At 64.0% G+C, this 12,693-nt stretch carries 15 protein-coding genes, 2 tRNA genes and 1 pseudogene; 10 read left to right on the top strand and 8 right to left on the bottom strand.

Annotated elements, in window-relative coordinates:
• Positions 1–38 precede the first annotated feature (38 nt).
• From CXY82_RS08000 to CXY82_RS07975, 6 genes are all read left to right on the top strand, one after another.
• The gene (locus CXY82_RS08000; protein WP_104170450.1) at positions 39–1,277 is read left to right on the top strand and encodes a maltose ABC transporter substrate-binding protein; all 1,239 of its coding nucleotides are present in this window, start codon (positions 39–41) and stop codon (positions 1,275–1,277) included.
• 96 nt (positions 1,278–1,373) lie between these two features.
• The gene (locus CXY82_RS07995; protein WP_104170449.1) at positions 1,374–3,011 is read left to right on the top strand and encodes an ABC transporter permease subunit; all 1,638 of its coding nucleotides are present in this window, start codon (positions 1,374–1,376) and stop codon (positions 3,009–3,011) included.
• 1 nt (position 3,012) lies between these two features.
• The gene (locus CXY82_RS07990) at positions 3,013–3,921 is read left to right on the top strand and encodes a sugar ABC transporter permease (protein ID WP_104170448.1); all 909 of its coding nucleotides are present in this window, start codon (positions 3,013–3,015) and stop codon (positions 3,919–3,921) included.
• Between the two features lie 7 nt (positions 3,922–3,928).
• A complete protein-coding gene (locus tag CXY82_RS07985; protein WP_104170447.1) occupies positions 3,929–5,794 on the top strand; it encodes a glycoside hydrolase family 13 protein in 1,866 nt (621 codons plus the stop codon).
• Between the two features lie 54 nt (positions 5,795–5,848).
• A tRNA-Thr gene (locus CXY82_RS07980) sits at positions 5,849–5,920 on the top strand.
• Positions 5,921–5,953: 33 nt separating this feature from the next.
• Positions 5,954–6,027: transfer RNA gene (locus tag CXY82_RS07975), tRNA-Met, on the top strand.
• A 412-nt stretch (positions 6,028–6,439) separates the two neighbouring features.
• On the opposite strand, the gene CXY82_RS07970 is transcribed toward CXY82_RS07975, so the two are convergent.
• Positions 6,440–6,679, bottom strand: a complete 240-nt coding sequence (locus CXY82_RS07970) for a hypothetical protein (RefSeq protein ID WP_134544110.1) — start codon at positions 6,677–6,679, stop codon at positions 6,440–6,442.
• Positions 6,680–6,845: 166 nt separating this feature from the next.
• Positions 6,846–7,082, bottom strand: coding sequence for a hypothetical protein (locus tag CXY82_RS07965; protein WP_104170445.1), 237 nt, complete (start codon positions 7,080–7,082; stop codon positions 6,846–6,848).
• Between the two features lie 548 nt (positions 7,083–7,630).
• Here CXY82_RS07965 and CXY82_RS07960 point away from each other — a divergent pair.
• The 4 genes from CXY82_RS07960 to CXY82_RS18560 all read left to right on the top strand — a co-directional run bounded on the left by CXY82_RS07960 (position 7,631) and on the right by CXY82_RS18560 (position 9,962).
• On the top strand, positions 7,631–8,584 hold the full coding sequence (locus tag CXY82_RS07960; protein ID WP_104170444.1) for a MurR/RpiR family transcriptional regulator: 954 nt from the start codon (positions 7,631–7,633) through the stop codon (positions 8,582–8,584).
• Positions 8,581–9,516, top strand: a complete 936-nt coding sequence (gene murQ / locus CXY82_RS07955; RefSeq protein ID WP_199180913.1) for an N-acetylmuramic acid 6-phosphate etherase — start codon at positions 8,581–8,583, stop codon at positions 9,514–9,516. The genes CXY82_RS07960 and murQ overlap by 4 nt, the downstream gene beginning before the upstream one ends.
• Positions 9,517–9,636: 120 nt before the next feature.
• Entirely contained in the window at positions 9,637–9,768 is a 132-nt protein-coding gene (locus tag CXY82_RS17575) for a PTS glucose transporter subunit IIA (protein ID WP_134401013.1), read from the top strand.
• On the top strand, positions 9,765–9,962 hold the full coding sequence (locus CXY82_RS18560; protein ID WP_158252034.1) for a PTS glucose transporter subunit IIA: 198 nt from the start codon (positions 9,765–9,767) through the stop codon (positions 9,960–9,962). Before CXY82_RS17575 ends, CXY82_RS18560 begins: the two co-directional genes overlap by 4 nt.
• Before the next feature lie 172 nt (positions 9,963–10,134).
• Here the strand turns inward: CXY82_RS18560 and CXY82_RS17570 are convergent, their stop codons facing one another.
• The 6 genes and pseudogenes from CXY82_RS17570 to CXY82_RS07930 form a co-directional block, all read right to left on the bottom strand.
• Positions 10,135–10,410 (bottom strand): hypothetical protein, encoded by a 276-nt coding sequence (locus CXY82_RS17570; protein ID WP_199180912.1) that lies wholly within the window; start codon positions 10,408–10,410, stop codon positions 10,135–10,137.
• A gap of 48 nt (positions 10,411–10,458) precedes the next feature.
• A complete protein-coding gene (locus CXY82_RS17565; RefSeq protein ID WP_199180911.1) occupies positions 10,459–10,641 on the bottom strand; it encodes a hypothetical protein in 183 nt (60 codons plus the stop codon).
• A 9-nt stretch (positions 10,642–10,650) separates the two neighbouring features.
• Positions 10,651–10,941 carry a hypothetical protein gene (locus tag CXY82_RS17560; protein ID WP_199180910.1) on the bottom strand — a complete coding sequence of 97 codons (291 nt, stop codon included), beginning with the start codon at positions 10,939–10,941 and terminating at the stop codon, positions 10,651–10,653.
• 125 nt (positions 10,942–11,066) lie between these two features.
• Positions 11,067–11,396, bottom strand: coding sequence for a hypothetical protein (locus CXY82_RS07940; protein ID WP_104170442.1), 330 nt, complete (start codon positions 11,394–11,396; stop codon positions 11,067–11,069).
• Entirely contained in the window at positions 11,393–11,992 is a 600-nt protein-coding gene (locus CXY82_RS07935) for a hypothetical protein (protein WP_199180909.1), read from the bottom strand. The genes CXY82_RS07940 and CXY82_RS07935 overlap by 4 nt, the downstream gene beginning before the upstream one ends.
• 41 nt (positions 11,993–12,033) lie before the next feature.
• Positions 12,034–12,468 (bottom strand): annotated as a pseudogene (locus CXY82_RS07930) (RNA polymerase sigma factor); the annotation flags it as partial.
• Positions 12,469–12,693 lie beyond the last annotated feature (225 nt).

The following is a 12,693-nucleotide window of genomic DNA, read 5'->3' as shown; positions in this document are numbered from 1 at the left end:
CTTGCATAAATTTTCAATGTCCTGAGAAAGGCACACCAATGATGGTGAACATGAAAGGTCTCGTCGCTGCCGGCGCAGTAGTGATCGCAGCGTCCCTCGCATTGTCCGGATGCTCCGGCGGGGCCTCCCCGCAGGGTGGCGAGGGCGATAAAGCCGCCGCCAACACCTTGACGGTTTGGGTCGATGCCGACCGCGGCGCGGTCCTCAAAGACGCGGCGGCGGCATTCACGAAGGAATCCGGCGTCAAGGTAAAACTCATCCAGAAGGACTTCCCCAAGATCCAGGAAGAGTTCATCGCCCAGGTTCCGACCGGCAAGGGCCCCGACATCACGATCGGCGCCCACGACTGGATCGGGAACCTCGTCTCGAACGGCGTGCTCAAGCCCGTTGAACTCGGCGATACGACCGCTGACTTCCAGCCGGTCGCCGTCACCGCGATGACCTTCGAGGGCAAGACCTACGGTGTCCCCTACTCGATCGAGAACATCGCCCTCCTCCGCAACACGGCCCTGGCGCCGACCGCGCCGGCGACGTACGCGGACATGGTCGCCGCCGGCACCGCCGCCGGCACTGAGTTCCCGTTCCTCGTGCCCGTTGGACCGGAATCGGACCCGTATCACCTGTACCCGTTCCAGACCTCGTTCGGCGCCCCCGTGTTCGGCACCAACTCCGACGGCAGCTATAACGCCGAAGACCTCTCGATCGGCAACGCCGGTGGAGAGGCCTACGCGGCCTGGCTCGCATCCGAAGGCGCCGCAGGGCACCTCAGCGTAAACATCACCAACGACATCGCCAAAGAGAAGTTCAACGCCGGCGCATCGCCGTTCTTCCTCTCCGGTCCGTGGAATGTCCCGGATGCCCAGAAGGCCGGCATCGACGTCGCGATCGACCCGATCCCGACCGCCAGCAGCAACCCTGCCCAGCCGTTTGTCGGCGTGCAGGGCTTCTTCGTGAGTGCGAAGACCAAGAACGCTCTCGCTGCCAATGAGTTCCTGGTGAACTACATCGGCTCCGAAGAGGTGCAGACCGCGCTCTACGAGGTCGGCGGGCGCCCGCCCGCGCTGACCAGCGCCTTCAAGGCAGCTGCCGCCGACCCGATCACCGCCGGTTTCGGTACGGTCGGAGCAACCGCCGTTCCGATGCCGAACATCCCGCAAATGGGCAAGGTCTGGCAGTTCTGGGGCGTGACCGAGGCCGCGATCATCGCGGGCGAGGGTGACCCGGCAGCGCTGTGGCAGAAGATGACCGGCGAAATCCAGGGCGCCATCGCGAAGTAACACCGTGTGCCCGGCTCCATCAGGGGGCCGGGCACAGCGTGCTCCCTCACCGCACATCAGGCAAGGTTGCCGGCAGGCGCCAGAGAACGGACGAAGATGCCCACCCCACGAACAGGTCGCGATCGCACCGTGCGCGACAACTCGCTGGTCACCCAGTGGAGGCAATCCAAGCGGGCGGGACGAATTGCCGAGGCGGCGTCCGTCGGGATCAAGATTCTCCTGGTGAAAATTCTGCTCCTCGGTATCGTCGACGCAATCAGCGTCTACGCCCTCTTTGTGCTCTTCCTGAAACAGGACTGGGTCGTCTTCGGACTCGTTCTGGCAGTCACCCTGATCGTCAACTGGATCTACTTCAGCAAAAACGCTCTGCCGGCCAAGTACCTCACCCCCGGCCTGATCTTCCTCGTGATCTTCCAGATCTTTGTTGTGGGCTATTCCGGCTACATCGCGTTCACGAACTACGGCACCGGGCACAACAGCACCAGGGCGGACGCGGTCGCATCACTCATCGCCTCCGCGCAGCAACGAGTGCCGGACTCGGTCGCGTATGACATCACCGTGATCGAGCAATTGGGTGCCTACAGCCTCCTCGTCACCGACCCTGACGGCCGGATCAGCGTCGGCAGCGCCGACGCGCCCCTGCGTGAAGTCACCGATGCCGAGACGGATGCCGACGGCGTCGCCACCGCACTTCCCGGCTACACCTCGCTCAAGTTCAGCGACATCGCTGCCAATCAAGAGGTCATCGCGGCCCTCTCGGTGCCGCTCACCGACGACCCGAACGAGGGGGTGCTCCGCACCCCGGACGGCTCAAAGGCCTATCTCTACCTGTCCGATCTGGTCTACGACGAGGCCGCGAGAACGATGACGAACACCACGACGAACGTCGTCTACGCCGAGGACGGCACGGTCGGGGCGTTCGCCGCGGAGGACGGTACCGAACTGCGCCCCGGTTGGAAGGTTGAGGTCGGATTCGATAACTTTGCCCGTGCGTTCGGCACGGAATCCATTCGGGGGCCGCTGATCAACGTGACCCTGTGGACCTTCGCCTTCGCTTTCCTTTCTGTCGCCACCACGTTCGCGCTCGGGCTCTTCCTGGCGCTGGTCTTCAATGACCTGCGGATGCGCGGACGCAACGTCTACCGCGTCGTCTTGATTCTTCCCTACGCGTTCCCGGCATTCCTGTCCGCGCTGGTCTGGGCGGGACTGCTCAACCCGCAGTTCGGCTTCGTCAACCAGGTGCTGTTCGGCGGGGCGGAAATACCCTGGCTCACAAACGAGTGGCTGGCCAAATTCAGCATCATCTTCGTGAACCTGTGGCTCGGCTTTCCCTACATGTTCCTGGTCTGCACGGGTGCTCTTCAGTCGATTCCCGGCGAGTTGCAGGAGGCAGCAACGGTCGACGGGGCGCGGCCCTGGCAGGTGTTCCGGCTGATCAAGCTTCCGCTGCTGCTCGTGTCGGTGGCCCCGCTGCTCATCTCGTCGTTCGCGTTCAACTTCAACAACTTCAACCTCATCTACATGCTCACCAATGGCGGGCCGAGAGACGTTACCGCGGGAGTGAATGTCGGTGCGACCGACATCCTCATCTCGATGGTCTACAAGGTCGCCTTCGTCGGTGCGAACCGCGACTACGGATTGGCGAGTGCGTTCTCCATCATCATTTTCCTGCTGGTCGCGATCGTGTCGATCATCAGCTTTAGGCAGACCAAGGCACTAGAGGAGCTGAACTGACATGCAGGTCAACAATCGGGAGGCAAGCGACCGCATCGTCGCGCGAAAGTCGTCATTCCAGTTCAAGCGCTGGTTCAGAGCAACGGGATGGCGCCACCTGATCGGCGTGTTCATGGCCGTGTTCTCGGCGTTCCCCCTTGTCTACGTGCTCTCGGCAGCGCTGCAACCCGGTGGCACCCTGATCACGGCAAATGGGCTATTCAGCGAGGTGAGCCTCGGCAGCTTTGTGACGCTCTTCAACCTGCCCCAACAGCCATACGCCGCCTGGTACGGCAATACCCTGATCATCGGAGTGATCACCTCGATCGGCACGGTGTTTTTGGGGGCCCTTGCGGCGTATTCCTTCTCCCGTATGCGTTTTTTCGGTCGCCGGGGGGGACTGCTCACGCTCGTATTGTTGCAGATGTTTCCCCAACTGTTGGCTGTCGTCGCGATATTCCTCCTGCTCAACGGCATCTCTGATATCTTCCCGGCGATCGGACTGGACTCGCAGGTCGGCCTGATCATGGTCTACCTCGGCGGGGCTCTTGGGGTGAACACCTACCTGATGTACGGATTTTTCAACACGATTCCCGCTTCGATCGACGAGGCCGCCAAGTTGGACGGTGCTGGTCACGCTCGCATCTTCTTCACGATCATCCTGCGACTGGTCGCACCCATTTTGGCGGTCGTCGGCCTCCTCTCCTTCATCGGCACGACGAACGAGTTCGTCATCGCGAGCATCGTGCTGATCAGCCCGGAGAATCAGACCCTCGCGGTGGGCCTCTACCAGTTCGTGTCTCAGAAATTCTCCACCAACTACTCGGTCTTCGCGGCCGGCGCCGTGCTCGCGGCCCTGCCCGTGATGGCCCTGTTCCTCTGGCTGCAGAAGTACATCGTCGGTGGCCTGACCGCCGGATCGGTGAAGTAGGGCGCGCATGCTCCCGCACCACGACGGGTCGGCCCTGTACGTCTCCGACCAGGCGCCGCGGCCGGGCGACACGGTCGGCGTGCGGGTGCGGGTGCCGGAGGCGTGGGGCGCCGTCGCATCCGTGCACGTGCGTTCGACGCCCGACCGGGAACCGCGCTTCCACGAGGCCCGCCTGCTCGGCGCGGCGGAGGGCTGGCGGTGGTGGGAGGCCGAGGTCGAGATCCTGAACCCGGTCAACGGCTACCGGTTCCTGATCAACCGGGCCGACGGCGGGCACTGGTGGCTGAACGCCGCCGGGGCGCATTCCTTCGAGACCGTCGACGCGGAGGACTTCAAGCTGCTCAGCCATCCGGCACCGCCGGACTGGGCCGCGTCGACCGTGATGTACCAGATCTTCCCGGATCGTTTCGGGCGTTCCACGGCCGCCGCGCTGCGCGAGAAGCCGGCCTGGGCTGTGCCCGCGGCGTGGGGCGACCCGGTGGCGGCGGAGCAACCGACCCGTTCGCACCAGTTCTACGGTGGGGACCTCGACGGCATCGTCGTGCACCTGGACCACCTCGAACGGCTCGGCGTCACCCTGCTCTACCTGACGCCCGTGTTCCCGGCCGGCTCAAGCCACCGCTACGACGCGCGGAGCTTCGACGTGGTCGACCCGGCACTGGGCGGCGACGCTGCCCTCGTGCGGCTGGTCGAGGCTGCCCACGAGCGGGGCTTCAAGGTGATCGGCGACCTCACCTCGAACCACTCCGGCAACCGGCACGAGTGGTTCCGGGCGGCGCACCGCACCCCGGGTGCCGTCGAGAGCGCCTTCTACTACTGGCTCGACGACCGGCACGAGGACTACGCGTCCTGGCTCGACGTGCCCAGCCTGCCGAAGTTCAACTGGTCCTCGATCGAGCTGCGCCGCCGGTTCATCGAGGGGCCGCAGTCGGTGGTGGCGAAGTGGCTGCGGGCCCCGTACCACCTCGACGGCTGGCGCATCGATGTGGCGAACATGACCGGCCGCCTGCAGGGAGAGGACCTGAACGCCCTGGTGCGGCAGACCATCCGTCGCACCATGATCGCGGAGAATCCCGACACCATCCTGCTCGGCGAATCGACCAATGATGCCTCGGACGACTTCCAGGGTGACGGCTGGCACGGCGCGATGACCTATACGACCTTCACCCGACCGGTGTGGAGCTGGCTCTCGAAACCGCACAGCCCCTCGACGTTCTTCGGGCTGCCCTACGGCACCATCCCGCTGACCGACGGGCGGGCGTTCGTGGACGCTCACCTCCGGTTCACGGCCGGCTACCCCTGGCGCACTCGCCTGGCCACCATGAACGCTCTCGACACGCACGACACTCCAAGGTTCCGCACCCATGCGATCGACGGGGGAGTGGCCGTCGCCTTCGGGCTGAGCGCGACCCTGCCGGGCATCCCGGTGGTCTTCGCCGGCGACGAATTCGGCCTGGCCGGCGACGACGGCGAGGGCTCGCGCACGCCCATGCCGTGGGATACGGCGGGCGACTCCGAGGTGGCGGCCACAATCGACCTGTACGCGGCGCTGATCCGCTTGCGCACCGCCCACCCGGCCCTGAACGGCGGCGGGATGCGCTGGGTGCACGTGGGCGCCGATGTGCTCGTCTACGTGCGCGAGTGTGCGGAGGAGTCGGTGCTGTTGGTCGCGGCCCGCGCCGCGTGCGCGGTGACACTGCCGCTCGGGGCCGTGGCAGGAGAGCCGACCCGGCTCCTGGGCGACGCCGCCGTCAGCGTGGCGGGCGGGCGCATCCGTCTGGAAACGGACGGGCCGAGCTTCACCGCGTGGGCGCTGCCGGGGGTTTCGGTGCCCGATTCCGCCCCACGGTCATCGAGCCGGCCGACTTGGTGATAATATTTACCGGTTGCCAAAATTTGGCTTGGTTTTCGTTCACACGGATGCTTCGCCCCCTTAGCTCATTGGTAGAGCACTTCCTTGGTAAGGAAGAGGTAGTGGGTCCGATTCCCACAGGGGGCTCTGGCTTGGAAGCTCTTGCAGCCGACAGGTCGTGGCGGGGTAGCTCAGTTGGTTAGAGCACACGGCTCATAATCGTGGTGTCGCGGGTTCAATTCCCGCTCCCGCTACACATAAAGGCCCTTTGACCAGGAATTCTGTCGGTCACTGGGCCTTTCTTTTTGATCGGATGCCACCCAGCTCTGCTCTAGACTCCGGTCTAGGTCTGAGTTTCGGGCAATGCTTCGTTGCGCGTCCATTCGGTCCCGCGTCTCGCAACATATCGGTGAAGGACGGCCAGGAACTTGCCGAGCGACCACTGGGACACGTGTGAGCGGGATTTCCTTACGGATGGGCCAAATGCGACTCCTGCCAGAGTGGGCCGCGCAGTCCGGTTTCGAGGAGGAGGTCCCGTAGGAGTTTCCCCTAGGACGCTCCCGCAGGGGTGGCGGCACCTCAACACATCGACCCCTGAAATCTACATCGCCAGGGGCCAGTGAGAGGGCGGTCGAGAGCAGGGTGTAGGGGAGCGCCGACGGGTGGCTATTCGTAGATTTCGACCTGACCGGCGAATTCCAGCTCGACCTGGGCGACGCCCTCGTACAGCGTGATTTCACCCATCGTGCACAAAGTCGTTCCGTGCGGGATGGGCTCCACGCCGCCGATGTCCCAGAGCACGATTTGGAATCGCCCGGTATCCGGGTAGTCGCGCCCAAGATTCAGGAAGACATCGTCGTTCGAGTCGCCGCTACCGGCTAGCGGTCCGCACACATGCTGAGTCATGCCGGCATAGTTGCCAGCCTCGTTCCCCGCGAAACCGCCCCCGGGCTGGTTCTCCACGGTGGAGGCGTCGACCAGCGACCCGGCAGTGCCGTCCGAGCAAAGGCCGTCCTCGCTCAGAAGAGCGATGGCCTCTCGTCCGATGTACTGCGTCCAAGAGTCGCAGGTCTCAGGGCACGAAGCTGTCGCCCTTCGCGAACCGGGCGACCGCGCGGTAAGCGGTGGCGCGGTAGGCGACGAGGTCGTGGAAGCTCGGCTCGAGCATGGTGAAGTCGCCGCTTTCTTCGCGGCGGAAGTGCGGCTGTCCGATTCGCACGTAGAAGCGGGTGTCGCCGCTCTCGGTGACGGATTGCTGTGGCTCCGAGGCGATGAAACGTGACAGGGAGTGTTGGGTGTGAAGTGCCATGGGACTTGACCTCCTGTGATCGGGCGGATCCTCGTGATTTGCGCTCACTACGAGGTGCGCCGCGCACGCCCGTTGCGCGATTGGACCCTGCAAGGCGTTCCTGCGCCGTATCCGCATAAATCGTTTGACGGAGCAAAGAGAAATCAAGTCACTCCGCTTGGCTGTCCGGGTGATCCGCGGGCTTGTCGTGAGTCGGCGCGCGCATCAGCGGTCCGCTGTCTGCTCGGTTCGCGGGTAGCCCCTGAGCACTGGGGCGTGCGTTCCACCTTCACCGCCTTGCGACGAAAAACTGGAGGGGCTGCGCGGAGCATGATCGCGACGCGGCGGCTCGAGCGCTGCGATGAGCGCATTCTTGGCGCGTGCTTCTGTCATCGCGCGCTGGGACCGGGCTTCCAGAGGCTGCTGAGGAGGTACGCGGATCTGCTTTGCCGCCAATCCGTCATAGGAGAAACCATAGAAACTCTTGACATCATCGGTTCAAAAAAGTGTAACTTTGTTACAGGCTCGGGATGGCCCCGAGACTGCAACCCGAGGGGAGGAGGGCGCCCATGACACCCAAGAAGGACTACAGGCATGCTCCTGATCGTGGCGTCGCGACCGATGCTAGGCGTGAGCTCATCGGACCAACCACTCCGGCTCCGTCGGATGTGGTCGCGAGGCTCCGGGCGATGTTGCCTGGCCTGACCCCGGCGGAGGGCCGGATCGGGCGGGTCCTGCTGTCTGACACCACGGCGGCGTCGGCTCTGACAGTCAACGAACTCGCCGAATGCGCGTCGACGAGCACCGCGAGCGTGGTCCGCACCGCGCGGCGTCTCGGTTTTGACGGATACCCGCAGCTCCGGCTCGCGCTGGCTGCGCAGGGCGGTGCGAACCACGACGGTGGTGTCCCGGTGGGCGCCGACATCGCCGACGGCGACCGGATCGGCGTGGTGTTGACCAAGCTGGCCGCGTTCGAGTCTGAACAGCTCCGCGCTACCGCCGAACTCGTCGATCCCGTCGCCCTGGAGAAAGTGATCAATTTGATCCGGGCCGCTCGCCGGATCGACGTGTATGGCATCGGCGCGTCTGGCCTGGTCGCGGAGGATCTAACTGCGAAATTGAACCGGGTCGGACTGGTCGCCCGGGCATACACCGAACACGACGCGGCAATGGTCAGCGCTTCGCTGCTCGGCCCCGCCGACCTGGCCATCGGCGTTTCCCACTCGGGAGAGAACCCCGGCACCGTCGCCCCACTGCAATCGGCCCGGTCGACCGGCGCCGGCACGGCGGCCATCACTGGCGCCGCCCGCTCCCGATTGGCGGCCCACGGCGAACACGTCTTGGTCACCGCGGGTCGAGAGTTTGGCTTCCGTTCCGCAGCGATGGCCAGCCGCACTGGGCAGCTCCTGCTCGTCGACGCCATCTTTGTCGGCGTCGCACAGACGCTGCCCGGGGCCCGAGCCGCGCTGGAACGCACCTACGCCGCCGTCACCTCTCATCCGGGACGAAACAAACAACCATGAATAGCTTCAACAACACCAGGAACAGGGACAACACCATGGCACTCGCCACATTGGGCACCGAGACCGCGAATGACCGCACCACTGACTTGGACACGATGTCCGTCGCGGACCTGCTCACCGTGATGAACCAAGAGGACCGCACAGTCCCGGTTGCGGTGGCGGCGGCACTACCGGCGATCGAGAACGCAGTAAATGCGATTGTGGGCGCCCGCCGCCGCGGCGGACGGCTGATCTACCTAGGTGCCGGCACCAGCGGCCGACTTGGGGTGCTGGACGCCGTCGAATGCCCACCGACGTTCGGTACCGACCCCGGGGAAGTCCTCGGGCTTATCGCCGGCGGGGAGCGTGCGTTCCTCCAGGCCGTCGAAGGTGCCGAAGATGATCCCGACCTCGCGGTGAACGACCTGCGGGCAGTCGGACTCACCGTCGCTGACGTGGTCGTCGGCATCGCCGCCAGCGGCCGAACCCCCTATGTCATCGGCGGTCTGGACCATGCCCGAAGCGTTGGGGCGGCCACCGTCTCCGTCGCCTGCAATCTCGGCGCGGAGATCAGCAGACACGCCGATGTCGCCATCGAGGTCGACACCGGACCCGAGGTCCTGACCGGCTCTACCCGGCTGAAGGCAGGGTCGGCGCAAAAGCTGGTGTGCAACATGCTCTCCACCGCCAGCATGATCCGCACCGGAAAGGTCTTCCACAACCTGATGGTCGACGTCCAACCCACGAACGCCAAATTGGTCGACCGGGCCCGCCGCATCGTCACCGACGCCACCGGGGCGGATCCGGATACCGCCGCCGCTGCAATCGATCAGGCCGGCGGACATGCCAAGACCGCCGTGGTCATGCTGCTCACCGACACTGATTTCCCCACGGCCACCGCTCGCCTCGAACAGGCTCACGGCGACGTCCGCACCGCCATCACGTCACCCTGAGCGAACCGTCACCCGCTGCCGCGGGTCGCATCGTGTGGCACGGGCGTGCATCGCTGACGACCATAACAACTCTCGATTCGTCTGCAGTTCCCCGCACGTCACACTCCAGGAGATACAGCCATGCCCGAAAACATCCTCAGCCCCCTGCGCGGCACCGTGGTTTCGCTCGGCGATGTTCCCGACCCCGTGTTCGCCCAGGAAATCGTCGGCGGGGGAGTGGCATTCAACCCTCCCCGGAAATCGGCCCCGTGACGGCTCGTGCGCCGGTGAGTGGCAACCTCGTCCGGGTCGAGCCGCACGCCTTCGTCATCCAGTCCACGTCGGGGACCGGGATCCTGGTCCACCTTGGCATCGACACGGTTCACATGAATGGCGAGGGCTTCGAGGTGTTGGCCACCGAAGGGTCCACCGTTCGCGGGAGGTGTGGCGTTTGGACCTGCTTATAGCGCTGTGGCCGCAGTGGGGCAGGGATCCACCAGTGCGATGGATGGAGCGAGGATAGGCCATCTTTCCAATGGCTGAGGATGTGCTCGGCCACCCGGGTGACCAGTTCAGAATTAAGCGCCGCCAATTCCAAACCGGACACCCATCGAGTAATACTCACGCGGGGCCGGTCTGCTAGCGCCCGATGTTCGTGCGGCGGGTGCTGCCGGTGATGGCGGAATTCATGCTGTTCTGCATCTTGTTCTTCGCCTGCTCGGCCTGTTCTTTCATCTTCGGGGCTTCTTCCTCGGCTTTGACGAGGTAGGACTCCCAGCGGGCCTGCATGGGCTTGATCAGGCCGCCGCCAGCGCCCAAGATGATAATAACGCCTGCGATGATGGCGAGCACGGCGATCAGGATCGGGGTAGTCACGGTGGTGGCGACTTCGATTTGGTTCAGGGCGGCCGTCACACCAAGGAACAGGATGAAGATGCTGGCGATGTTGGCGAGGACCTTGCCTTAGGACAGCCCGCCGAGGGTGCCCTGGATGAGGGTCTTCACGCCCGCGGCAACGGCCGCGGCGATGACGATGATGATGATTGCCACGATGATCTTCGGCAGGAAAGCGATGATCCCGGCGAGCAGATCACTGACCGGGTTGGGCCCGAATACTCCGAATGCGAACTGTAAAACGAACAACACCAGCGTGTACTACAGAATCTTTGCGATGATGTCCGTCGCGTCCATGGACGAGCTGGCCAAGGCCTTTTTCACACCGCCGCGCTCCACAACGCGGTCAAAGTCCACCTTTTCGAGCGGCTTCGCCAGCGCCTTGGAGATCAGCTTCGCCACGATCAAGCCGACGATCAAAATGACCAGGAACAACAGAAGCTTCGGGACAAAGTCCATGAGAGTAGCCAGCCCAACTGCAAGGGCGCTGGTGAATTCGTTTTGCATGTCAACCTCCAGGGTTGGGTCGCGCCGATTGGTCGGCAGGGTCACTTCGTGTGTTGCGCCTGTCCTAAGTTAAGGGGCGCGTTACGATGCGAACCGAGCGCAAGAGTGCCACACCTCAAAGACGCAGCTACCGGCCGTTTCGTCACGCTCGGCGAAAAATGGCCGTACTTCTAGCCGATGCTGGCAACCGTCACAGAGATGGTGTTGATGGGGGCAAGCGCCAAAATGGCGGGATTCGCGGCGATCGTGTCATGCACGCGTCGGCACACCTCGGTGGATGACGCTGCGTCGGCGACGCCGATTCTCGCGGTCACGCTCAGCCTGGCCATTCCCGTCGTCACGGTAACTAGTTTCGGTGCCTTTTCCCGCTGCGTAAGGGCATCGACAACAGACCCGACAATCGTGACGACGATCGGCGTGGTCGGGTACAAAGCTGTCACCCCCGGGACAGACCTTACGATAGCTTCGAGATTCTCTGCGAGCTCGGCGGCATCCGTCATGGTGTTGCTTCTTCTTCGCCGTGCTCTGGCTTAATGAGGTAGATGTCGCGAATGATCACGTCGATGCCCGCGATGGCGAGCTCGGTGTGGGTGCGTAGCGCGCCGACGAGCGTGTCTCGCAACTTGTCGGCAAGGGCGGGAATGTTCTCACCCTTGTAGACGCTGGCATCGACCGTGACCGTGATCGGAGCTCCCAGCGCAGTGAGGTCCCCGTCGAGCCGGCATCGACCCACGATGAGGTTGTCGACGGTATCGCCTGCCGCGCGAACGAGTCCGCGGACAGCTCCCTCGGTGACGAAAAGTTGCGCGTTCGGCGACGGGTGCGAGATGGGGATGTCACGCCCGGACCGGACGTCGAGCACGATCCTGTCCAGGATGGCGGTGACCCAGTTGTCGTCTCGGGCCGGTTGCTCTTCTGCCTCATCCCGGAGCAGCGTGCTCATTGCGCCGCGCAGGCGCTTAAGGGAGGCCATCGCCATCTGGCACGCAGCCGATGTGTCGATCGACGGGTCGGTGGGCATCTTGCCTCGGTCGAGGTAGTCGCTGAGTTCGTCAATGGTGTGGCCATCAAGGAGGTCAGGTTCATCATTTGACACGTACCAGGCCGGGGAGGGGGGGGGCGGACGTTTCCGAGTCGTCACCGCCAGGCCTCCATCTCGCGAATCAAAGTTTTGCGGGCGCGAGCAAGCAGCCCGCGAACGGTAGAAAGGGGCAAGTCGAGTTCCTCAGCGATCTCGGAATAACGGTAGTCCCCAAACTCTCTCAGCTCCCAGCATCGTCGTTGATCCTCCGGAAGGGCGGACAAGACTTGGGAGAGTGCCTCGTTACACGAACGCGCCTCCCTTATCTGCGTCGGTGAATGGTCCTCCGATGCAGGCACGCCGACGTCGTCGAGGTTGGAGTTCTGCCGCCGTGCGCGGATTCGATCAATGCTCTTGTGGCTGGCGATGCGCATCAGCCAACTTTTTACCAGCGCAGAATCTTTCAAGGTCGATAGCTTCGCCCATGCCGTGATGAACGTGTCCTGTACGACATCGTCTGCATCGTGGCTGCAGCCCAGGATGCGGGTCGCGTAGGCGCGTACCTACGGGCCGTACCGTCGCACAATCACTTCGAATGCTCGAACGTCTCCGTCAACAGCGCGGTCCACCAAGGTGCGGTCGTCGGCGTGGGCCAGCAGTGCCCTGCTCTTGCTATCTGGAATGGTTGCCCCTCGATTCGCTGGGAACTGTAGCACCGGGTGTGACGAACGCGTCGTGGCATGCGTCTACATAATAACTAGTGCAAATACGCCCCG

Origin of the sequence: Cryobacterium sp. M23 (genome assembly GCF_002929655.1) — a bacterium.
In the GTDB taxonomy this organism is placed as follows: domain Bacteria; phylum Actinomycetota; class Actinomycetes; order Actinomycetales; family Microbacteriaceae; genus Cryobacterium; species Cryobacterium sandaracinum.
This window is presented reverse-complemented; position numbering and strand designations above follow the sequence as displayed.